The following is an 18,570-nucleotide window of genomic DNA, read 5'->3' as shown; positions in this document are numbered from 1 at the left end:
CTTGCGTTACGGCTGGAGCGGCTTGGCCATGCAGCGGCTGGAGTCGTAGGTGCGGTAGTGGCCGAACTTTTCGGTGAGGGCGTAGCCCGAGGAGAAGTAGAGGGCTATCGCTTCCGGTTGCCGGTCTCCCGTTTCCAGGACCATGCGGGTGCGGCCGGCCGTTCGGGCGTCGGCTTCCAGTTCGGCCAGGATGCGGCGGGCCAGGCCCAGGCCGCGGGCTTCGGGGACGACGTACATGCGCTTGAGCTCGGCGTCGCCGTCCGAGTAGCCCTCGTCGTTCTCGTCCTGGCTGCGCCAGCCGCCGCTGGCTATCGGTGCGCCGATGGTGTCGTACGCCAGCAGGTACAGGCCGTTCGGCGAGGCGAACATCGCCGGGTCGAGCGGTGTGACATCGCCCTCACCGCCGTAGCGCGCCTGGTATTCGAGCTGGACCTGGTCGTTGAGTTTGAGCGCGTCCGGGTGGTCGTACGGCAGGGCGTGGAGCTGGATCCCGTGAGACATCAGAACATCGTACGGAACGCTCCCGTTATGGTGCGGGGATGCTCACTGTGACCTCCGTGAATGTGAATGGGATCCGCGCCGCCGCCAAGAAGGGGTTCTCCCCGTGGCTGGCCGGGTCGGACGCCGACGTGGTCTGCCTGCAGGAGGTGCGGGCCGAGGAGGGGCAGATTCCGGAGGAGGTCCGCACGCCCGACGGCTGGCACACCGTGTTCGCGCCGGCCGCCGCCAAGGGGCGGGCCGGGGTCGCGCTCTACACGCGCCGCGAGCCCGAGCGGGTGCAGGTGGGATTCGGGAGCGAGGAGTTCGACACGAGCGGGCGCTACCTGGAGGTCGATCTTCCGGGTGTCACCGTCGCCAGCCTCTACCTGCCCTCCGGCGAGGCCGGGACCGAGAAGCAGGACGAGAAGTATCGGTTCATGGGGGAGTTCCTCCCCTATCTGAGCGCCTTGCGGGCGCGGGCGGCCGGGGACGGGCGCGAGGTCGTCGTCTGTGGTGACTGGAACATCTGTCACCAGGAAGCCGACCTCAAGAACTGGAAGACCAACCGGAAGAACGCCGGCTTCCTGCCCGAGGAGCGGGAGTGGCTCGGGGAGGTGTACGCCGCCGCCGGGTACGTGGACGTTGTACGGAGTCTGCACCCCGACACCGAGGGGCCGTACTCCTGGTGGTCCTACCGCGGGCGGGCCTTCGACAACGACGCCGGGTGGCGCATCGACCTCCAGGTCGCGACGCCGGGGCTGGCCGCCAGGGCCGTGAAGGCGTTCGTCGAGCGGGCCGAGACGCACCCGGAGCGCTGGTCCGACCACGCGCCCGTGACCGTGGTCTACGAGCTGGGGTCCTGAGCCCCCGACGGGCCCCCCGCCGGCGCCCCCGAGGCCAGGAGGCGGTCCATCGCCATGGTGAGCTCCGCCTCCACCACGCTCTTGGCGAGGGGGCGCAGCCGCGCCAGCGCCTCCTCGGTCAGGTGGGTCGAGATCAGCTCCGTGAACAGGACCGCCATCTCGTCGGCGTGCTCGCGGACCCGGCGGCCCGTCTCCAGCACCGCCGAGAGCGGGATCCCCTCACGGACCAGGGCCGAGGAGACGTCCAGCAGGCGGCGGCTGACGTGCACGATCTCGTCGCCGTCGGTGGCGAGGTAGCCGAGGTCCAGGGAGGCCGCCAGGTTCTCCGGGGTGACCTCGCCCTCGAAGTAGTCGGCGAGGGCCTCCGGCGTCAGCCGTACGGGGGTCTCCTCGGACCAGCCGATGCCGAGCAGTTCGCCGAGCTGGCCGACGTCCCGCCCGTTCTCGAAGGCGGCGGTCAGCTCGGCGATGCCGCCGAGGGTGTGGCCGCGCTCCAGCAGGGCGGCGATGGTGCGCAGCCGGGCCAGGTGGTGGTCGTCGTACCAGGCGATCCGGCCCTCGCGGCGCGGCGGCGGGAGGAGCTTGCGCTCGCGGTAGAAGCGCAGGGTGCGGACGGGGATGCCGGCCGCCTCGGCCAGTTCCTCCGTACGGTATTCACGCACTGTCGTTCCCGCTTCCGTGTCTTCCACAGGCGCAGCCTATGGCGTACCGACAGTAACTTTCCGGGCGTGACCTCTACCCATGAGTACGGTGCTGCTCTACTCTCCCGATTGTGCCAGTGATTGCTGGCAGTGTTGCGCTGTGGGGCTGCGGAAGGCGGCGGGCATGAGCGGTGGCATGGGTGGTGGGCGCGAGCACGTACGAGTGGCGGTGATCGGGTCCGGGTTCGGCGGGCTGGGCGCGGCCGTACGGCTGCGGCGCGAGGGGATCACGGACTTCGTCGTCCTGGAACGGGCCGGTTCCGTGGGCGGGACCTGGCGCGACAACAGCTATCCCGGGTGCGCGTGCGACGTTCCCTCCCATCTCTATTCGTTCTCCTTCGCGCCCAATCCCGACTGGCCCCGGACGTTCTCCGGGCAGCCGGCCATCCGCGCGTACCTGGAGCACGTCGCGGACACCTTCGGGCTGCGCCCGCACGTCCGGCTGAACTCCGAGGTCCGGCTGATGCGCTGGGACGCCGACCGGCTGAGGTGGGAGATCGAGACCTCGGCCGGGGAGCTCACCGCCGACGTCGTGGTCTCCGCCACCGGGCCGCTGTCCGACCCGAAGATGCCGGAGATCCCCGGGCTCGCCGAGTTCCCCGGCAAGGTCTTCCACTCCGCGCGCTGGGACCACGACTACGACCTGCGCGGCAAGCGCGTCGCCATGATCGGCACCGGCGCCTCGGCCATCCAGATCGTGCCGGCCATCGCCCCCGGCGTACGGCGGCTCACGCTGTTCCAGCGGACCGCGCCGTGGGTGATGCCCCGCACCGACCGGGCCATCAGCGGCGCGGAGCGCTGGCTGCACCGGCAGCTGCCGTTCACCCGGGCGGCCCGCCGGGGGCTGCTGTGGGGGATCCGGGAGCTCCAGGTCAGCGCCTTCACCAAGCGGCCGAACCAGCTCGGGCTCATCGAATCGCTGGCCAAGGCCAATATGGCGCGCTCGATCAAGGACCCGGCGCTGCTGGCCAAGCTGACGCCCTCGTACCGGATCGGCTGCAAGCGGATCCTGCTCTCCAGCGACTACTACCCGGCGCTGGCCCGGCCCAATGTGGACCTGGTCGCCTCCGGGCTCCGGGAGATCCGGGGCAACACGCTGGTCGCCGCCGACGGGACGGAGACGGAGGCCGACGCGATCGTCTTCGGCACCGGCTTCCACGTCACGGACATGCCGATCGCGGACCGGGTGGTGGGCGCGGAGGGACGGACGCTGGCGGACCACTGGAAGGACGGGATGCAGTCGCTGCGCGGGGCGACGGCGGCGGGCTTCCCGAACTGGATGACGATCATCGGGCCGAACACCGGGCTCGGCAACAGCTCGATGATCCTGATGATCGAGTCGCAGCTGAACTACATGGCGGACTACCTGCGACAGCTGGGTGTGCTCGGCGGGCAGGTCGCGCTCGCGCCCCGGCCCTCGGCCGTGAACCAGTGGAACCGGCGGGTCCAGACCCGCATGGAGCGGACCGTGTGGAACACCGGCGGCTGCACCAGCTGGTACCTGGACGCGCAGGGGCGCAACACGACGGTCTGGCCGGGCACGACCGGCGAGTTCCGGAAGGAGACGCGGAGCGTGGACCTGTCCGAGTACGAGGTCATCCGGCTCCGGGACGCCGAGCGCGTCCCCGGCGCGGCCGCACACGCGGAGGGCGCCGCGTGAGCCGGCCCGCGTACGTCAGCTCCGGGCGGTACGCCCCGCCCGTCGCTCGGCGCGAGCTGGTCGCGGTCTCCGCAGACGGGGCGCGGCTGCACGTGGAGGAGCACGGGGAAGAGGGCGCACCGGCCGTGGTGCTGGCCCACGGCTGGACCTGCTCCACCGCGTTCTGGGCCGCGCAGATCCGGGAGCTCGCCAAGGAGCACCGGGTCATCGCGTACGACCAGCGCGGGCACGGGCGCAGCCCCGCCGCCTCCCGCTACGGCACCGACGCCCTCGCCGACGACCTCGTCGCCGTCCTTCGGTCCACCCTGGCCCCCGGCGAGCGGGCGGTCGTCGCCGGGCACTCCATGGGCGGGATGACGATCATGGCCGCCGCCGGGCGGCCGGAGTTCGCCGAGCACGCCGCCGCCGCGCTGCTGTGCAGCACCGGCAGCGCCCGGCTGGTCGCGGAGGCGCTGGTCGTGCCTCTGCGCCCCGGGCGCGTACGGACCCGTATCACCGGCGCGGTCCTCGGAGTGCGCGCCCCTCTCGGGCCCGTCACGCCGGTCGCCAAGCGGGTGCTGAAGTACGCCACCATGGGCCCCGGTTCCGCGCCCGACAAGGTCGAGGCCTGCGCCCGTATCGTGCACGCCTGCCCCACCGGTGTCCGGTACGCCTGGTCCGAGGTACTGGCCGGGCTGGACCTGGAGGCGAACCTCGCGGCGCTCACCGTGCCCACCGCCGTGATCGGCGGCAAGAACGACCGGCTCACCCCGATCGTGCACGCCCGGGGACTCGCCGCCGCTCTGCCGCACTGCGTGGGGCTGACCGAGCTGACCGGCATGGGGCACATGACCCCGATCGAGGCTCCCGAGGCCGTCACCGCCGCCGTACGCGAGCTGACCGTCCACTTGACGACCCCGACGACCCCGACGAACGAGCTGAAGGAGAAGACGCCGTGAGCGCGAGCAGGAGTCTGGAAGGCCAGGTCGCCGTCGTCACCGGTGCGGCACGCGGGGTCGGCGAACTCCTCGCCCGCAAGCTCTCCGCGCGCGGCGCGAAGGTGGCGCTGGTGGGCCTGGAGCCCGAGGCCCTCAAGGAGGTCTCCGAGCGGCTGCACACCGACAGCGACCACTGGCACGCCGACGTCACCGACCACGAGGCCATGGCCCGGGTCGCCGAGGAGGTCAAGCAGCGCTTCGGCAAGGTCGACATCGTCGTCGCCAACGCGGGCGTGGCCGCCGGCGGGCCGTTCGCCGACTCCGACCCCGAGGCCTGGCGCCGGGTGATCGAGGTCAACCTGATCGGCGGCGCCGTCACCGCCCGCGCCTTCCTCCCCGTACTGGCCGAGAGCCGCGGCTACTTCCTCCAGATCGCCTCGCTCGCCGCGATCACGCCGGCGCCGATGATGAGCGCGTACTGCGCCTCCAAATCCGGCGTCGAGGCCTTCGCGCACTGCCTGCGCGCCGAAGTCGGGCACAAGGGCGTCAAGGTGGGCGTCGGCTACCTCTCCTGGACCGACACCGACATGGTGCGCGGGGCCGACCAGGACGAGGTCATGCGGGAACTGCGGCAGCGGCTGCCGTGGCCGTCGAACCGCACGTACCCGCTGGGCCCGGCCGTGGACCGGATCGTCGCCGGCATCGAGCGGCGTTCGCCGCACGTGTACGCGCAGTGGTGGCTGCGCGGGATGCAGGGCGTGCGCGGCTACCTGCCCGGGATCATCGCGACGGTCGGACAGCGGGAGATGAAGCGCTTCGAGCCCAGGCTGACGAGCGTCTCCCGGGGACTGGTGGGCGCCGGGGGCGCCGCAGACGAGAAGGAGCGGACGCCGGGCACGGAGCGTCATTGATCGAAATGCGAGCTTTGTCCCCTCGTGCAAATCTGGTCGCAGCCCGGTCCCCTACACCCCTCCAGGAGTGAACAGCATGGGCATCAAGGACCAGTTCCAGGACAAGGCGCGCGATCTCAAGGACAAGGCCGACAAGGCCGACGAGGCCGGCAGGAGCGCGAAGGACGAGGCGTCCAAACGCGGTGCGCACGCCTCCGAGCCGGCCAAGAAGAAGGACAAGGTCCACGACGAGCTCGACGACAACTGGGACTTCTGACGCCCGGACGCCCGGACGCCCTGAGCAAGCAGGACGGGGCGCGGTCCGTGAATCCACGGACCGCGCCCCTTCTGCACGTCCCGATGCCCCTGCTTCCCCGGCGGCCCTACTGCCTTGGCGGCAGCTTCGGACGCCGCAGGTCCGGTACGTCCGCGTACCCGGGCGGCACCGCGGCCGGCTCCTGCTCCAGCAGCTCCAGCGCCAGGAACACGGCGTCGTCCAGCTGCGCGTGCCGCCCCTCCGCCCAGTCGAGCGGGGTCCGCAGGATCGCGAGGTCCGGTTCCACGCCGTGGTTCTCCACCGACCACCCGTACTCCGGGAACCAGGCGGCGTTCATCGGCACCGTGATCACCGTGCCGTCGCCCAGGGTGTGCCGGCCGGTCATCCCGACCACCCCGCCCCACGTGCGCTGGCCGACCACCGGCCCGAGCCCGAGCAGCTTGAAGGCCGCCGTGATCATGTCCCCGTCCGAGGAGGTCGCCTCGTCGGCCAGCGCCACGATCGGACCGCGGGGCGCGTTGGAGGCGTACGAGACCGGCTGGGCGTTGCGCGTCAGGTCCCAGCCGAGGATCGAGCGGGTCAGCTTCTCCACCACCAGCTCGCTGATGTGCCCGCCCGCGTTGCCGCGTACGTCCACGATCAGCGCGGGCCGGGACATCTCCATCCGCAGGTCCCGGTTGAACTGCGCCCAGCCCGAGCCGCCCATGTCGGGGATGTGCAGGTAGCCGCACTTGCCCCCGCTGACCTCGCGGACCACCGCGCGCCGCTTGGACACCCAGTCCTGGTAGCGCAGCGGCCGCTCGTCGATCAGCGGCACGATCGCCACCCGCCGGGCCCGGCCCTCGCCCTCTGCGGGCTTGAAGGTCAGCTCGACCGTGGTGCCGCCGGCCGCCGAGAGCAGCGGATAGGGCCCGGCCACCGGGTCCACCGGCCGCCCGTCGACGTGGGTGAGGACGGCGCCCTCCCGGATGCCGGTGCCGGCGAGCGGGGAGCGGGCCTTGGAGTCGGAGGACTCGCCCGGCAGGATCCGCGCGAGCACCCAGCCCTCCTCGCGCGGGACGAGGTTGGCGCCGAGCAGCCCGATGGGCCGGTGGTAGTGCGGCGGTCCCTCGTTGCGGCGCGCGGGGGAGACGTACGCGTGCGAGGTGCCGAGCTCGCCGAGCACCTCGCGCAGCAGGTCCGCGAACTCGTCGGGCGAGGCGACCCGTTCGACCAGGGGGCGGTACTGGCGCAGCACCCCGTCCCAGTCGATGTTGCACATGCCCGGCTCCCAGAAGTACGCGCGGATCAGCCGGCCGGCCTCCTCGAAGGCCTGGCGCCACTCGGCGGCCGGGTCCACCTCGTGCAGGATGCGCCGCAGGTCCAGGTAGACGGTGGAGTCGCTGTCGCCGGACTCGGTCGACGGGACCGCGCGCAGGTCGCCGTCGTCGTTGATGACGAGCCGGGTGCCGTCCCCGCTGACCGCGAACCAGTCCAGCCCGGAGGCCAGTTCGCTCTTGCGCGCCTTGGTGATCTCGAAGTGCTCCAGCGTGGGCTTGCCGCTGGTGTCGGTCGGGTTGGCGAAGGTCTCGCCGAGCGCGCCCGAGATCGGCCAGCGCAGCCACACCAGCCCGCCTCCGCTGACCGGGTACAGGGCCGAGTACTTCGACGCCGTCACCGGGAACGGGGTGACGCGGCTCTCCAGCCCCTCCACCTCCACCATGACCGCGCCCTCGCCCTCGGTGGGCTCGCCCTCGCCCGGGTCGAGTCCGCCCGCCGCCGGGCGCCCGTCGGGGGTGAACGCGAACGGCGAGGGGGTCGCCGAGGACAGCGGCACCAGGTACGGGCGGCAGCCCAGCGGGAAGGACAGGTCGCCGGTGTGCACGTCGTACACCGGGTCGAAACCGCGCCACGAGAGGAAGGCCAGGTAGCGGCCGTCGCGGGTGAAGACCGGGCTCTCGTCCTCGAAGCGGCCGTTGGTGACGTCCACGATGGAGCGCGGGCCGGGGCCGGAGATCCGGGCCATCTTGATCTGCCGCAGCGAGCGCCCGATGCCCGGGTGCGACCAGGCCAGCCAGGCCCCGTCGGGCGAGAACGCCAGGTCGGTGACGGGCCCGTTGATGGACCGGATCAGCTCGGTGACTTCCCTGTCGGACTCCTCGCTGCCCGAGGCGCCGGCCTCGTCGTCGGGCACGGTGATGAGCAGCAGCCGCCCGTCGTTGGAGGCGATCGCGAGCCGCTCCCCGTCCGGATCGGAGAGCAGTTCCAGTACGCGGCCCAGCTCGCCGGAGGCCAGCCGGCGCGGCTCCCGGTCCCCGGAGGCCCGCGGGAGGTAGGCGATCTCGATCGCGTCCTCGCCCTCCGCGTCCGTCACGTACGCGACCTGCCCGCTGCTCCCGAGCATCTCGGGCAGCCGCACCCGTACGCCCGGGGTGTCGGCGATGGTCCGGGCCGGTCCGTCGCGGTGGGTGAGCCAGTACAGGCTGCCGCGGATGACGACCGCGCTGGCCCGCCCGGTGGCGTCGACGGAGAGCGAGTCGACGTGGCTGGCGGCCGGGACCTGGTACGTACGGCGGCCCGCCCGCGGACCTCCCAGCCGGATCCGGAGCCGGCGCGGGACGGCCTCGGGGGCCAGCGAGTCGACGAGCCAGAGGTCCCCGCCGCACTGGTAGACGACGCGGGAGCCGTCGCTGGAGGCGTGCCGGGCGTAGAACTCCTCGTGGTCGGTGTGCCGGCGCAGATCGGTGCCGTCGGGCAGGCAGGAGTACAGGTTGCCGATGCCCTCGTGGTCGGAGAGGAAGGCGATCCGGCCGCCCACGAACATCGGGGCGTCGAGGTGGCCTTCGATGTGTTCCAGCAGCCGCTTGCCGTGCAGCCACAGCCGGCCGGTGGCACCGCCGCGGTAGCGCTTCCAGGCGGCGGGCTCGTGCGGGGGCTTGCCGGTCAGCAGCAGGGTGCGCCGCTCGCCCGCGCCCTCCCCGTCGGGGACGTCCTCATGGACGGCGATGTCGGAGACCGGGCCCCAGGGGAGCTTGCCGCCGGGGGAGCCGTCGGTCGGCACGCTGTAGGCCCAGGCGTAGTACGAGAAGGGCTGGCCGTGCGAGGACACGGCGAGGATGTCGCTGCGGCCGTCCTTGTCGGGCGGGGTCCAGCCGCAGACCCGGGTGTCGGTGGCGCCCCAGTGGCTGAGCTGGCGGGCCGGGCCGCCGGCCACCGGGGCGAGGTGGATCTCGGGGTCGAGGCTGCGCCAGCTCGTGAAGGCGATGTGCCGGCCGTCGGGGGAGAACCGGGGGTGGCCGACCCTGGTCCGGTCGACGGTGATCCGCCAGGCCCGGCCGGGCGTCTCGCCTTCGGGGACCAGCGGGGCGACCCAGAGGTCGTCCTCGGTCGCGAAGCACAGCAGATCGTCGTGGAGGTGCGGGAAGCGGAGGTACGCGCCGTCGTGACTCACCCCACAATGCTTTCCGCGCCGAGGGGCCCTGGCAACTCGTACAGGTGATCCATGTCCGCGACAGGTGATCCATGCCACGCGCCGAAGCGAAACGGAACGGTTTCGTTTCGCTGGCCGCAGGGGTATCGTCATCGGTGTACGAAACAGTTTCGTTCGGATGGGAGGTGCCGGAGATGTCCGAAGAAGTCTCGCCGGAGGTCTCGTCGCGGCGCAGCCGGATCACCCCCGAGCGGGAGGCCGAGCTCCACGAGGCGGTCCTCGACCTCCTGCGCGAGGTCGGCTACGAGGCGCTGACCATGGACGCGGTCGCCGCCCGTACCAAGTCCAGCAAGGCCACCCTCTACCGCCAGTGGGGGAGCAAGCCCGAGCTGGTCGCCAGGGCGTTGCGCTGCACCCAGCCGATGTCCCTGCGGGAGATCGACACGGGCAGCCTGCGCGGGGACTTCGGGCTCATGGTCCAGCACTCCGACGACGCACAGATGGCGAAGGACACCGCGCTGATGCGGGGCCTGACCCATGCGGTCCACGAGAGCCCGGAACTCCACAAGGCACTGCGCGAACTGCTGGTCGACCCGGAGATCACCGGTCTCCAGGCGATGCTGCAGCGGGCCGTCGACCGGGGAGAGATCGCCCCGGACTGTCCGGCCGTTCCCTTCGTACCCCACATGCTCATCGGGGCGTTCATCGCGCTCCCGCTGATCGAGGACCGGTCCGTCGACCGCGCCTTCCTCGGTCACTTCATCGACTCCGTGGTCTTCCCCGCCCTCGGCGTCTGAGTCCCGCGACTCGTTCCCGCGAGTCCTTCCCGCGACTCCTTCCCGCTGCTCCTGACACGCCGCTCTCGTCGTCGGGCCGGCTCTCCACGCCCTGATCCGTCCCGGATCCACCACGACCTGAACGGGAGAACCGCCTCCGTGGCCACCTTCCTCTACCGACTCGGCAGGGGCGCCTTCCGGCGCCGCGGCCTGGTCGCCCTCCTCTGGGTGGCGCTGCTGTTCGCCGCCGGCTTCGGCGCGGCAACGGCGTCCGCACCCAGCTCCGGATCGTTCTCGATACCCGGCACGGAGGCCCAGAAGGCCTTCGACGTGCTGGACAAGAAGTTCCCGGGCATGGCCGCCGACGGCGCCACCGCCCGCATCGTCGTCAAGGCGCCCGCGGGCTCCTCGGTCGACGACGGGAAGAACAAGACCGAGGTCGAGAAGATCGTCTCCGACCTGAAGGACGGTCCGGGCAAGGCCCAGGTCGCCTCGGTCACCGACCCGTACGAGGCCCACGCGGTGAGCCAGGACGGCTCCACCGCGTACGTGAGCGTCAAGTACACCGTCAGCGGCATGGAGCTGAAGGACGAGGTGCGCGACGCGCTCAAGGACTCCGGCACCGCGGCCAAGGCCGCCGGGCTCACCGTCGAGATCGGTGGCGACGCCCTGATGACGGCCCCCGAGACGGGCTCCGGCGAGATCGTCGGCATCCTGATCGCGGCGATCGTGCTCGTCATCACCTTCGGCTCGCTGATCGCGGCCGGGCTGCCGCTGCTGACCGCGATCATCGGTGTGGGCATCGGCGTCTCCTCCATCACCGCGCTCGCCAACGTGCTGGACCTCGGCTCCACCACCTCCACCCTCGCGATGATGATCGGCCTCGCGGTCGGCATCGACTACGCCCTCTTCATCGTCTCCCGCTACCGTGCGGAGCTCGCCGAGGGCCGGGAGCGGGACGAGGCTGCGGGCCGGGCCGCCGGAACCGCAGGCTCCGCCGTCGTCTTCGCCGGTCTCACCGTGGTCATCGCCCTCGTGGGCCTGGCCGTCGTCAACATCCCGATGCTGACCAAGATGGGCTTCGCGGCCGCGGGCACCGTGGTCATCGCCGTCCTCGTCGCGCTGACGCTGGTCCCGGCCATCCTGGGCTTCGCGGGCAAGAAGGTCCTGCCGGCCGGTACGAAGAGCAAGTTGTTCGGCAAGGGCAAGCCGGCCGGCGCCGAGCCCAAGCCCAACGGCGGCACCCGCTGGGCCCGCTTCGTCCTGCGCCGCCCGGTCATGGTGCTGCTCGTCGGCGTGATCGGCCTCGGCGCCATCGCCATCCCGGCGAGCAAGCTGGAGATGGGCCTGCCGGACGACGGCGCCCAGCCTGTGTCCACCACCCAGCGCAAGGCGTACGACCTGCTGTCCGACGGCTTCGGCCCGGGCTTCAACGGCCCGCTGATGGTCGTCGTGGACGGGGACAAGGCGCTCGCCGACAAGACGGTGGACCGGATCAAGGGCCTGGGGGACGTGGCCGCGGTCATGCCGCCGATGCCCAACGAGGCCGGCGACGCCTCGATGATCACCGTCATCCCGAAGGACCGTCCGTCCTCCACGCGGACCGAGGACCTGGTCCACACGATCCGCGACGGCAGCGGTGACGACGTCATGGTCACCGGCGCGACCGCCATGAACATCGACTTCTCGCAGAAGATGAACGACGCGCTGCTGCCCTACCTGGCGCTCGTGGTCGGCCTCGCCTTCCTGCTGCTGATGGTGGTCTTCCGCTCCATCCTGGTTCCGCTCAAGGCGGCCCTCGGCTTCCTGCTCTCCGTGGTCGCCGCCCTCGGCGCGGTCGTCGCGGTCTTCCAGTGGGGGTGGCTCGGCTCGCTCTTCGGGGTGGAGCAGACCGGTCCGATCATGAGCATGATGCCGATCTTCATGGTGGGCGTCGTCTTCGGTCTGGCCATGGACTACGAGGTCTTCCTCGTCACCCGCATGCGTGAGGCGTACGTCCACGGCGAGCGTCCGGGCCAGGCCGTCGTGACCGGCTTCCAGTACAGCGCGCGGGTGGTCGTGGCGGCCGCCGTCATCATGATCGCGGTGTTCTCGGGCTTCATCGGCGCCAGCGAGCAGATGATCAAGATGATCGGCTTCGGTCTCGCGATCGCCGTCCTCTTCGACGCCTTCGTCGTCCGCATGGCGATCGTCCCGGCGGTGCTCGCGCTGCTCGGCCACAAGGCCTGGTGGCTGCCGCGCTGGCTGGACCGGCTGCTGCCCAACGTGGACGTGGAGGGCGAGAGCCTGCGCAAGCACCTCGAAGGTTCCGCCGAGTCCCCGGAGGGCCCGGACAAGGACCGCGAGCTGGTCAACGCCTGACCCCGGCCCCGCTCCGCATCGGCCCGGCCCCGCACCTGATCCCAGGTGCGGGGCCGGGCCTGTTCTCCGCGCCGGTCCCGTTTGGTCCGGGTCCGTTACGCCTGCCGGGTGACGGCGGCGTTCGTACGGCGCAGGAAGCGGCGCAGCGCGGCGATGTCGAACTGGATCACCGCGACGCCCTCGGGGGAGTGGAACTCGACGACCGCCTGGACGCGACCGCAGGGCCAGACGCGTACGTCGCCGGTGCCGGTCGGGGCCTGCAGGCCTGCTTCGAGGAGGGCCCGGGGGAAGACCCACTCGTTGTCGGTGCCCTCGGGGGAGAGCCCGGCGGGGAAGACGATCCGTACGGCGAGCGGCTCCGCGGCGGCGAAGCGCAGGGCGACCGGGATCTTCCGGAAGAGTGGGTCGTCGCTGATCACGCGGACGGTGACGCGGTCCTCGACGGCTGTGGCGGCGACGGCTGTGGCGACGGCGGTGGCGGCCGCGCCCACGGGGGGATTCTCGGCGGTGGCTGACACGACAAGACTCCTCGAATCGGAACATACGAGTCCGTATTGCCCCCAGCCTCGCACATTCCCACGAATCCGCGCGGAGGTATTTGTGCCGCCGACGCTCTTGCCAACGGTTTGCAATTGGGCACTATTCTTGAGCGGTTAAAGATTTTGCCAGCTCAAAGACCGCAGGAAGCGGAGCAGCCCCATGCATGTGCCCGACGGCTTCATCGACGCCCCCGTCTCCATCGCCGCAGGTGTCGCCGCCGCGGGCGCGGTGGCCGTGAGCCTGCGCGGAGCCCGCCGGGAGCTCGATGAAAGAGCCGCGCCGCTGGCCGGGCTCGTCGCCGCGTTCATCTTCGCCGTCCAGATGCTGAACTTCCCGGTCGCCGCCGGCACCAGCGGGCACCTGCTGGGCGGGGCGCTCGCCGCGATCCTCGTGGGTCCCTACACGGGTGTGCTGTGCGTGTCCGTGGTGCTGCTCATGCAGGGCGTCCTGTTCGCCGACGGCGGGCTGACCGCCCTCGGGGTCAACATCATGAACATGGCCGTCGTGACCGTGGTCGTCGCGTACGCCGTCTTCCGCGGGCTGCTGAAGCTCCTGCCCGACACCCGGCGCTCGGTCACCGTCGCCGCCTTCGCCGGAGCACTGCTCTCGGTGCCCGGCGCGGCCGTCATGTTCACCCTCCTGTACGCCCTCGGCGGGACCACCGACGTCCCGCTCGGCAAGGTGTTCACCGCCATGGTCGGCGTGCACGTGCTGATCGGCATCGGCGAGGCCGCGATCACCGCCGCGACCGTGGGCGCCGTACTGGCCGTACGGCCGGACCTGGTGCACGGGGCGCGCGGGCTGGCCGCGCCGCTGAAGCTGCGCGTCGGCGGCGAGCTGGTCGACGCCCCGGCGGCGGCTCCGGTCGCGGCGCCCGCCGCCGCCCGCTCCACGAAGCCCGTGTGGATCACCGGCCTGGTCACCGCACTCGTCCTGGCCGGCTTCGTCTCCTTCTACGCCTCCACCAGCCCCGACGGCCTGGAGAAGGTCGCCGCGGACAAGGGCATCGACCAGAACGTGAAGGAGCACGCCACCGCCGACTCCCCGCTCGCCGACTACAGCGTCAAGGACGTCGGCGACGCCCGCCTCTCCGGCGGCCTCGCCGGGGTCATCGGCGTCGGCGCGACCGTCGCCGTCGGCACCGGGATCTTCTGGACCGTACGCCGCCGCCGCGCGGAGGACCTGACGGCCGCCTCCACCTCCTCGACCGCTTCCACGGCGGTCTGAGATGGGCGCGGGCCACGCCCACAAGCTCTACCGGCACGGGCACTCGCCGATCCACGCCCTGCCGCCGCACTGCAAGCTGGCCGCGGCCTTCGCCTTCGTCGTGGTCGTCGTCTCCACACCGCGCGAGGCGGTGTGGGCCTTCGGCCTGTACGCCGTCCTCATCGCGGCGGTCACGGCCGCGGCACGGATCCCGGCCGGCTTCCTGCTGCGGCGGCTGCTGATCGAGGTCCCGTTCGTGGCCTTCGCCGTGCTCATGCCGTTCGTGGCTCAGGGCGAGCGGGTGGAGGTGCTCGGCATGTCGCTCAGCGTCTCGGGCCTGTGGGGCGCCTGGAACGTACTGGCCAAGGGCACGCTCGGGGTCGCCGCGTCCGTCCTGCTCGCCTCGACCACCGAGCTGCGGGCGCTGCTGCTCGGGCTCCAGCGGCTGAAGCTGCCGCCGCTGCTGGTGCAGATCGCCTCCTTCATGATCCGGTACGGCGACGTGATCACCGACGAGCTGCGGCGGATGTCGATCGCCCGGCGCTCGCGCGGGTTCGAGGCCGCCGGGATCCGGCACTGGGGCGTGCTGGCCAAGACCGCCGGAGCCCTGTTCATCCGCTCCTACGAGCGCGGCGAGCGGGTCCACCTCGCGATGGTCAGCCGCGGCTATGCCGGCTCGATGCCGGTGATCGACGAAGTCGTGGCCACACGCGCCCAGTGGGCGTACGCGGCCGTACTCCCGGCGGCGGCACTCGCCGTCTGTCTGATGGGATGGACCCTGTGACTGCCTCTCCCTCCCCCTCGGCCGCTCCTGCCTCCCTTGAGGTCTCCGGCCTCGCGTACGCCTATCCGGACGGGCACCAGGCCCTCTTCGGCGTGGACCTGACCGTGGGACAGAGCGAGCGGGTGGCCCTGCTCGGCCCGAACGGCGCCGGCAAGACCACGCTGGTGCTGCACCTCAACGGCATCCTCGGCGGCGGGGTCGGCACCGTGACGGTGGCCGGGCTGCCGGTCGAGAAGCGGAACTTCGCCGAGATCCGGCGCCGGGTCGGCATCGTCTTCCAGGACCCGGACGACCAGCTGTTCATGCCGACCGTGCGGGAGGACGTGGCCTTCGGCCCGGCGGCCGCCGGGATGCGGGGCGCGGAGCTGGAGGCGCGGGTCCGCGAGGCGCTGGAGCAGGTCGGCATGGAGGCCTTCGCGGACCGGCCGCCGCACCACCTGTCGTTCGGGCAGCGCCGCCGGGTCGCGGTGGCGACCGTACTGGCCATGCGGCCGGAGATCCTGGTCCTGGACGAGCCCTCGTCCAACCTGGACCCGGCCTCGCGGCGCGAGCTCGCCGACATCCTGCGCTCGCTGGACGTGACGGTGCTGATGGTGACCCACGACCTGCCGTACGCGCTGGAGCTGTGCCCGCGGTCGGTGATCCTGAGCGAGGGGGTCATCGCGGCCGACGGGCGCACGCAGGACCTGCTGTGCGACGAGGTGCTGATGCGGGCGCACCGGCTGGAGCTGCCGTTCGGGTTCGACCCGCGCTCGGTGTCGGTGGCGTAGGCCGTCGCCGGCATAAGTCCGACCAGGTGATTGTTGGACCGCTCGTGGAGATCCAGGGTGAGGTGGCGGCGGGCTTCGAGGCCGTCCGGGACGCTTTCGTACGCAACTTCGAGGTGCTCGGGGACCGGGGCGCGGCGGTGGCCGTGTACCGGGACGGCCGGAAGGTCGTGGACCTGTGGGCGGGCCCGAAGGATGTGGAGGGCGGCGGCGCCGGCGAGCCCTGGACGGCCGGCACCGCGCAGGTGGTGCGCTCGGCCACCAAGGGCGTGGCCGCCGTCGTACCGCTGCTGCTGCACCAGCGGGGGCTGCTGGACCTGGACGCCCCGGTGGGCGCGTACTGGCCGGAGTTCAAGGCGGGCGGCAAGGAGCGGGCGCTGGTACGGGACCTGCTCGCGCACCGGGCGGCCGTGCCGGCGCTGGACGTTCCGCTGACGCCGGCGCAGGCCGTGGACGGGCTTTCCGGGGCGCGTGCGGTCGCCGGGCAGCGGGCCTTCTGGGAGCCGGGTTCCGCCCACGGCTACCACGCGCAGACGTACAGCTGGCTGCTGTCGGAGCTGGTGCTGCGGGTGACCGGGGCCTCGCTGGGCCAGTGGCTGGCGCAGGAGGTCACGGGCCCGCGGGGGCTGGAGTTCTGGATCGGCCTGCCGGCGGGGGAGACGGGGCGCGTGGGCCGGGTGGGGCCGGTGGAGCCTGCGGAGATGGCGGGCGGGCTCAGGACGCGTCCGCGGAGAAACGTTTCGGAGGCCTGGGCGGACCCGTCCTCGCTGACCCGGCGGGCGTTCGCGGCGATCACGCCGCTGCCGGACGAGAACGCCCCGGAGTTCCGGGCGGCCGAACTCCCGGCTTCGGCGGGCGTCGGCACGGCGCGCGGCCTGGCGGGCGTGTACGCGGCGCTGCTGGGCGACACGCAGGACGGCGCGGGCCTGTTCGCCCCGCAGACGCGCCGGCTGGCGGGTACGGAGCTGTCGTCCGGGCCGGACCGGGTGCTGGTGGTCAACACGCGCTTCGGCCCGGGTTACATGCTGCACAGCCCGGCGTCGCCCCTGCTGTCGGCGGGGTCGTTCGGGCATCCGGGGCGCGGCGGGTCCCTGGGCTTCGCGGACCCGGAGGCGGGCGTCGCCTTCGGCTACGTGACGAACGCCCACGCCAAGTCGGTCACCGCCGACCCCCGGGCCCAGTCCCTGCTCCGCGCCGTCCGCGCCTCGCTCTGACCGTCCCCGGGGTCCCGGCCGCGGCCGGGACCCCGGGGTGTCAGGAGGCGTTCAGGACCGCTGCGACCAAGGGGCCCGCCGCGTCGCCGCCGTGGCCGCCGGCCTCGACCATCGCCGCCGCGGCCACATCCCCGCTGTAGCCCGTGAACCAGCTGTCCGGGCTGCCCGCGCCGTCGACCTCCGCCGAGCCGGTCTTCGCCCCCTTGTCGGAGCCGCCCACCGAGCTCATCGCCTGCGCCGCCGTGCCGCTGGTCGCCGTCAGCTTCATCATCCGCACCAGCTGCTGCTGGACCGACGGCTTCATCTGCCGCGCCGCCTGGGCGATCGGCCGTCCGTCGAGCTCCGGCGGGACGAGCAGCGGCTGGTGGAAGCTCCCGCTGCGCGCGGTGGCGGTGAACGAGGCGACGTTCAGCGGGTTCATGGTGATCCGGCCCTGCCCGATGTACTCGGCGGCGGCCTCCGCGCCCTTCGCCTCCGGCACCTGGCCGTCCGTCGAGCGGATGCCTGTCTTCCAGTTGTCCAGCCCGAGGCCGAAGACCTCCCGGGCCTCCTTCGCGAGCGCCGCGTCGTCGTCGACGTCGTCGATCTGCTTGATGAAGGCGGTGTTGCAGGACTTGGCGAAGCTGGTCGCGAAGTTCGCGCCGGCCAGTTCGAAGTTGTTCAGGTTGTGGAAGGTGCGGCCGCCCCAGACGACGTCCTTGGTGCACTCCGCCGGCCGGTCGGCCGCCGCCTTGCCCCGGTCGATCAGCATCGCCGCCGTCACGACCTTCATCGTCGAGCCGGGTGCCCGCCGTCCCTCCATCGCCGCGTTGAAGCCGTCCTTGCGGTTGTTGGCCACGGCCAGGACGTGCCCGTTGCCCGTCTGTACGGCGACCACGGAGGACTCCGGGTACTTGGCGACGGCCTTCTCGGCCGCCGCCTGCACCTTGGCGTCCAGGTACGTCTTCAGCGTGCTGGGCTCCCCCTCCACCAGCGTCAGCAGGGTCCGCTTCGGCGCGTCCTGCGCGGCCGGCTCGATCCACAGCTCGGCCCCGGCCTTGCCGCCCACCTTGCTGCCGTACGTCTGGCGCAGCTGGTCGAGGACCGGCCGCAGCGAGGGGTACTTCTCGGCGCTGAGCTCCTCGCCGTTGCGGTCGACGGCCTTGACCGGCGGGGTCGCGGGCGTGCCCGCGCGCAGCTTCTCGTCCTTCTGCAACTGCGGGTGGATCACCGAGGGCTGCCAGTCGACGAGGGGCTTCCCGCTGGTCAGCCCGCGTACGACGGTCAGCTTGGACTCGTACGCGAGCGGCTTGGTGGCGCCCTCGTAGGTGATCTCCGCGGCGACGGCGAACGGGATGGTCGTGCCCGTCTGCGCCCCCGGAGTGATCACGGCCTTGGACACGTACGCCTTGGCCCGGTAGTCGGCCACGGCGCTCTGCGCGGCCTGCACGTTGTTCGTCAACTCGGCTGCCGCGTGCGCGTCCCCGGCCGCCCAGGCGGCGAAGAAGGCCTTCGCGGTCTGCGCGGCCTCCTTGTCGGTGACCGGCCCGCTGCCCTTCTCGGCCGCGGCGGCGCTCTCGCCGCCCTTGCCGCCGCTCTTGCCGTCTCCGCCGCCGTCCCCGACCAGCGTGTACACCCCGTACCCGGCCCCGCCGAGCATCGCGAGGAACACCCCGCCGACGATGGCCCCCTTCGTCGCCCCGTTCACGTACCTTCCTCCCCAGATCCCCGTTTTCTCTGAACACG

General features: G+C 72.1%; 16 protein-coding genes. 11 read left to right on the top strand and 5 right to left on the bottom strand.

The features are described 5' to 3' along the window. Positions 1-6 precede the first annotated feature (6 nt). Positions 7-501, bottom strand: a complete 495-nt coding sequence (locus ACIQU4_RS12835; RefSeq protein ID WP_403728755.1) for a GNAT family N-acetyltransferase — start codon at positions 499-501, stop codon at positions 7-9. 38 nt (positions 502-539) lie between these two features. Here ACIQU4_RS12835 and ACIQU4_RS12830 point away from each other — a divergent pair, with 38 nt between their 5' ends. Further along, positions 540-1,343 (top strand): exodeoxyribonuclease III, encoded by an 804-nt coding sequence (locus ACIQU4_RS12830; RefSeq protein ID WP_403728753.1) that lies wholly within the window; start codon positions 540-542, stop codon positions 1,341-1,343. On the opposite strand, the gene ACIQU4_RS12825 is transcribed toward ACIQU4_RS12830, so the two are convergent. Then, entirely contained in the window at positions 1,325-2,032 is a 708-nt protein-coding gene (locus tag ACIQU4_RS12825; RefSeq protein WP_403728752.1) for a MerR family transcriptional regulator, read from the bottom strand. The two genes, ACIQU4_RS12830 and ACIQU4_RS12825, sit on opposite strands and share 19 nt — an antisense overlap. A 136-nt stretch (positions 2,033-2,168) precedes the next feature. Here ACIQU4_RS12825 and ACIQU4_RS12820 point away from each other — a divergent pair, with 136 nt between their 5' ends. From ACIQU4_RS12820 to ACIQU4_RS12805, 4 genes are all read left to right on the top strand, one after another. Then, on the top strand, positions 2,169-3,704 hold the full coding sequence (locus ACIQU4_RS12820; RefSeq protein ID WP_403728750.1) for a flavin-containing monooxygenase: 1,536 nt from the start codon (positions 2,169-2,171) through the stop codon (positions 3,702-3,704). Continuing rightward, the gene (locus tag ACIQU4_RS12815; RefSeq protein ID WP_403728748.1) at positions 3,701-4,642 is read left to right on the top strand and encodes an alpha/beta fold hydrolase; all 942 of its coding nucleotides are present in this window, start codon (positions 3,701-3,703) and stop codon (positions 4,640-4,642) included. The genes ACIQU4_RS12820 and ACIQU4_RS12815 overlap by 4 nt, the downstream gene beginning before the upstream one ends. Next, positions 4,639-5,532: an SDR family oxidoreductase gene (locus ACIQU4_RS12810; protein WP_403728746.1), complete on the top strand. Its 894-nt coding sequence runs from the start codon at positions 4,639-4,641 to the stop codon at positions 5,530-5,532. The genes ACIQU4_RS12815 and ACIQU4_RS12810 overlap by 4 nt, the downstream gene beginning before the upstream one ends. Before the next feature lie 76 nt (positions 5,533-5,608). Further along, a complete protein-coding gene (locus ACIQU4_RS12805; RefSeq protein ID WP_403728744.1) occupies positions 5,609-5,788 on the top strand; it encodes a hypothetical protein in 180 nt (59 codons plus the stop codon). Positions 5,789-5,894: 106 nt separating this feature from the next. On the opposite strand, the gene ACIQU4_RS12800 is transcribed toward ACIQU4_RS12805, so the two are convergent. Beyond that, positions 5,895-9,218: a S41 family peptidase gene (locus ACIQU4_RS12800; RefSeq protein ID WP_403728743.1), complete on the bottom strand. Its 3,324-nt coding sequence runs from the start codon at positions 9,216-9,218 to the stop codon at positions 5,895-5,897. A gap of 173 nt (positions 9,219-9,391) precedes the next feature. On the opposite strand from ACIQU4_RS12800, the gene ACIQU4_RS12795 reads away from it, so the two are divergent. Further along, complete coding sequence (locus ACIQU4_RS12795) at positions 9,392-9,994, top strand: TetR/AcrR family transcriptional regulator (protein WP_403728741.1); 603 nt, start codon at positions 9,392-9,394, stop codon at positions 9,992-9,994. A gap of 138 nt (positions 9,995-10,132) precedes the next feature. Continuing rightward, positions 10,133-12,334 carry an MMPL family transporter gene (locus tag ACIQU4_RS12790; protein ID WP_403728739.1) on the top strand — a complete coding sequence of 734 codons (2,202 nt, stop codon included), beginning with the start codon at positions 10,133-10,135 and terminating at the stop codon, positions 12,332-12,334. Between the two features lie 95 nt (positions 12,335-12,429). Here the strand turns inward: ACIQU4_RS12790 and ACIQU4_RS12785 are convergent, their stop codons facing one another. Then, positions 12,430-12,852, bottom strand: a complete 423-nt coding sequence (locus ACIQU4_RS12785; protein WP_403728737.1) for an SsgA family sporulation/cell division regulator — start codon at positions 12,850-12,852, stop codon at positions 12,430-12,432. A 181-nt stretch (positions 12,853-13,033) separates the two neighbouring features. On the opposite strand from ACIQU4_RS12785, the gene ACIQU4_RS12780 reads away from it, so the two are divergent. Genes ACIQU4_RS12780 through ACIQU4_RS12765 form a run of 4 tightly spaced genes read left to right on the top strand, consistent with a single transcriptional unit; the run spans position 13,034 to position 16,845 of the window. Further along, positions 13,034-14,101 carry an energy-coupling factor ABC transporter permease gene (locus ACIQU4_RS12780; RefSeq protein WP_403728735.1) on the top strand — a complete coding sequence of 356 codons (1,068 nt, stop codon included), beginning with the start codon at positions 13,034-13,036 and terminating at the stop codon, positions 14,099-14,101. Position 14,102: 1 nt separating this feature from the next. Continuing rightward, entirely contained in the window at positions 14,103-14,864 is a 762-nt protein-coding gene (gene cbiQ / locus ACIQU4_RS12775) for a cobalt ECF transporter T component CbiQ (protein ID WP_403728733.1), read from the top strand. Then, positions 14,852-15,634, top strand: a complete 783-nt coding sequence (locus ACIQU4_RS12770; protein ID WP_403728732.1) for an energy-coupling factor ABC transporter ATP-binding protein — start codon at positions 14,852-14,854, stop codon at positions 15,632-15,634. Before cbiQ ends, ACIQU4_RS12770 begins: the two co-directional genes overlap by 13 nt. Before the next feature lie 44 nt (positions 15,635-15,678). Next, positions 15,679-16,845: a serine hydrolase domain-containing protein gene (locus ACIQU4_RS12765; protein WP_403729591.1), complete on the top strand. Its 1,167-nt coding sequence runs from the start codon at positions 15,679-15,681 to the stop codon at positions 16,843-16,845. 40 nt (positions 16,846-16,885) lie between these two features. On the opposite strand, the gene ACIQU4_RS12760 is transcribed toward ACIQU4_RS12765, so the two are convergent. Then, positions 16,886-18,532, bottom strand: coding sequence for a penicillin-binding transpeptidase domain-containing protein (locus tag ACIQU4_RS12760; RefSeq protein ID WP_403728731.1), 1,647 nt, complete (start codon positions 18,530-18,532; stop codon positions 16,886-16,888). Positions 18,533-18,570: the final 38 nt, after the last annotated feature.

Source organism: Streptomyces sp. NPDC090741, from assembly GCF_044769045.1.
GTDB lineage: Bacteria > Actinomycetota > Actinomycetes > Streptomycetales > Streptomycetaceae > Streptomyces.
Note: the sequence above shows the minus strand (reverse complement) of the source record. Positions and strands in the feature narration are given on the sequence as shown.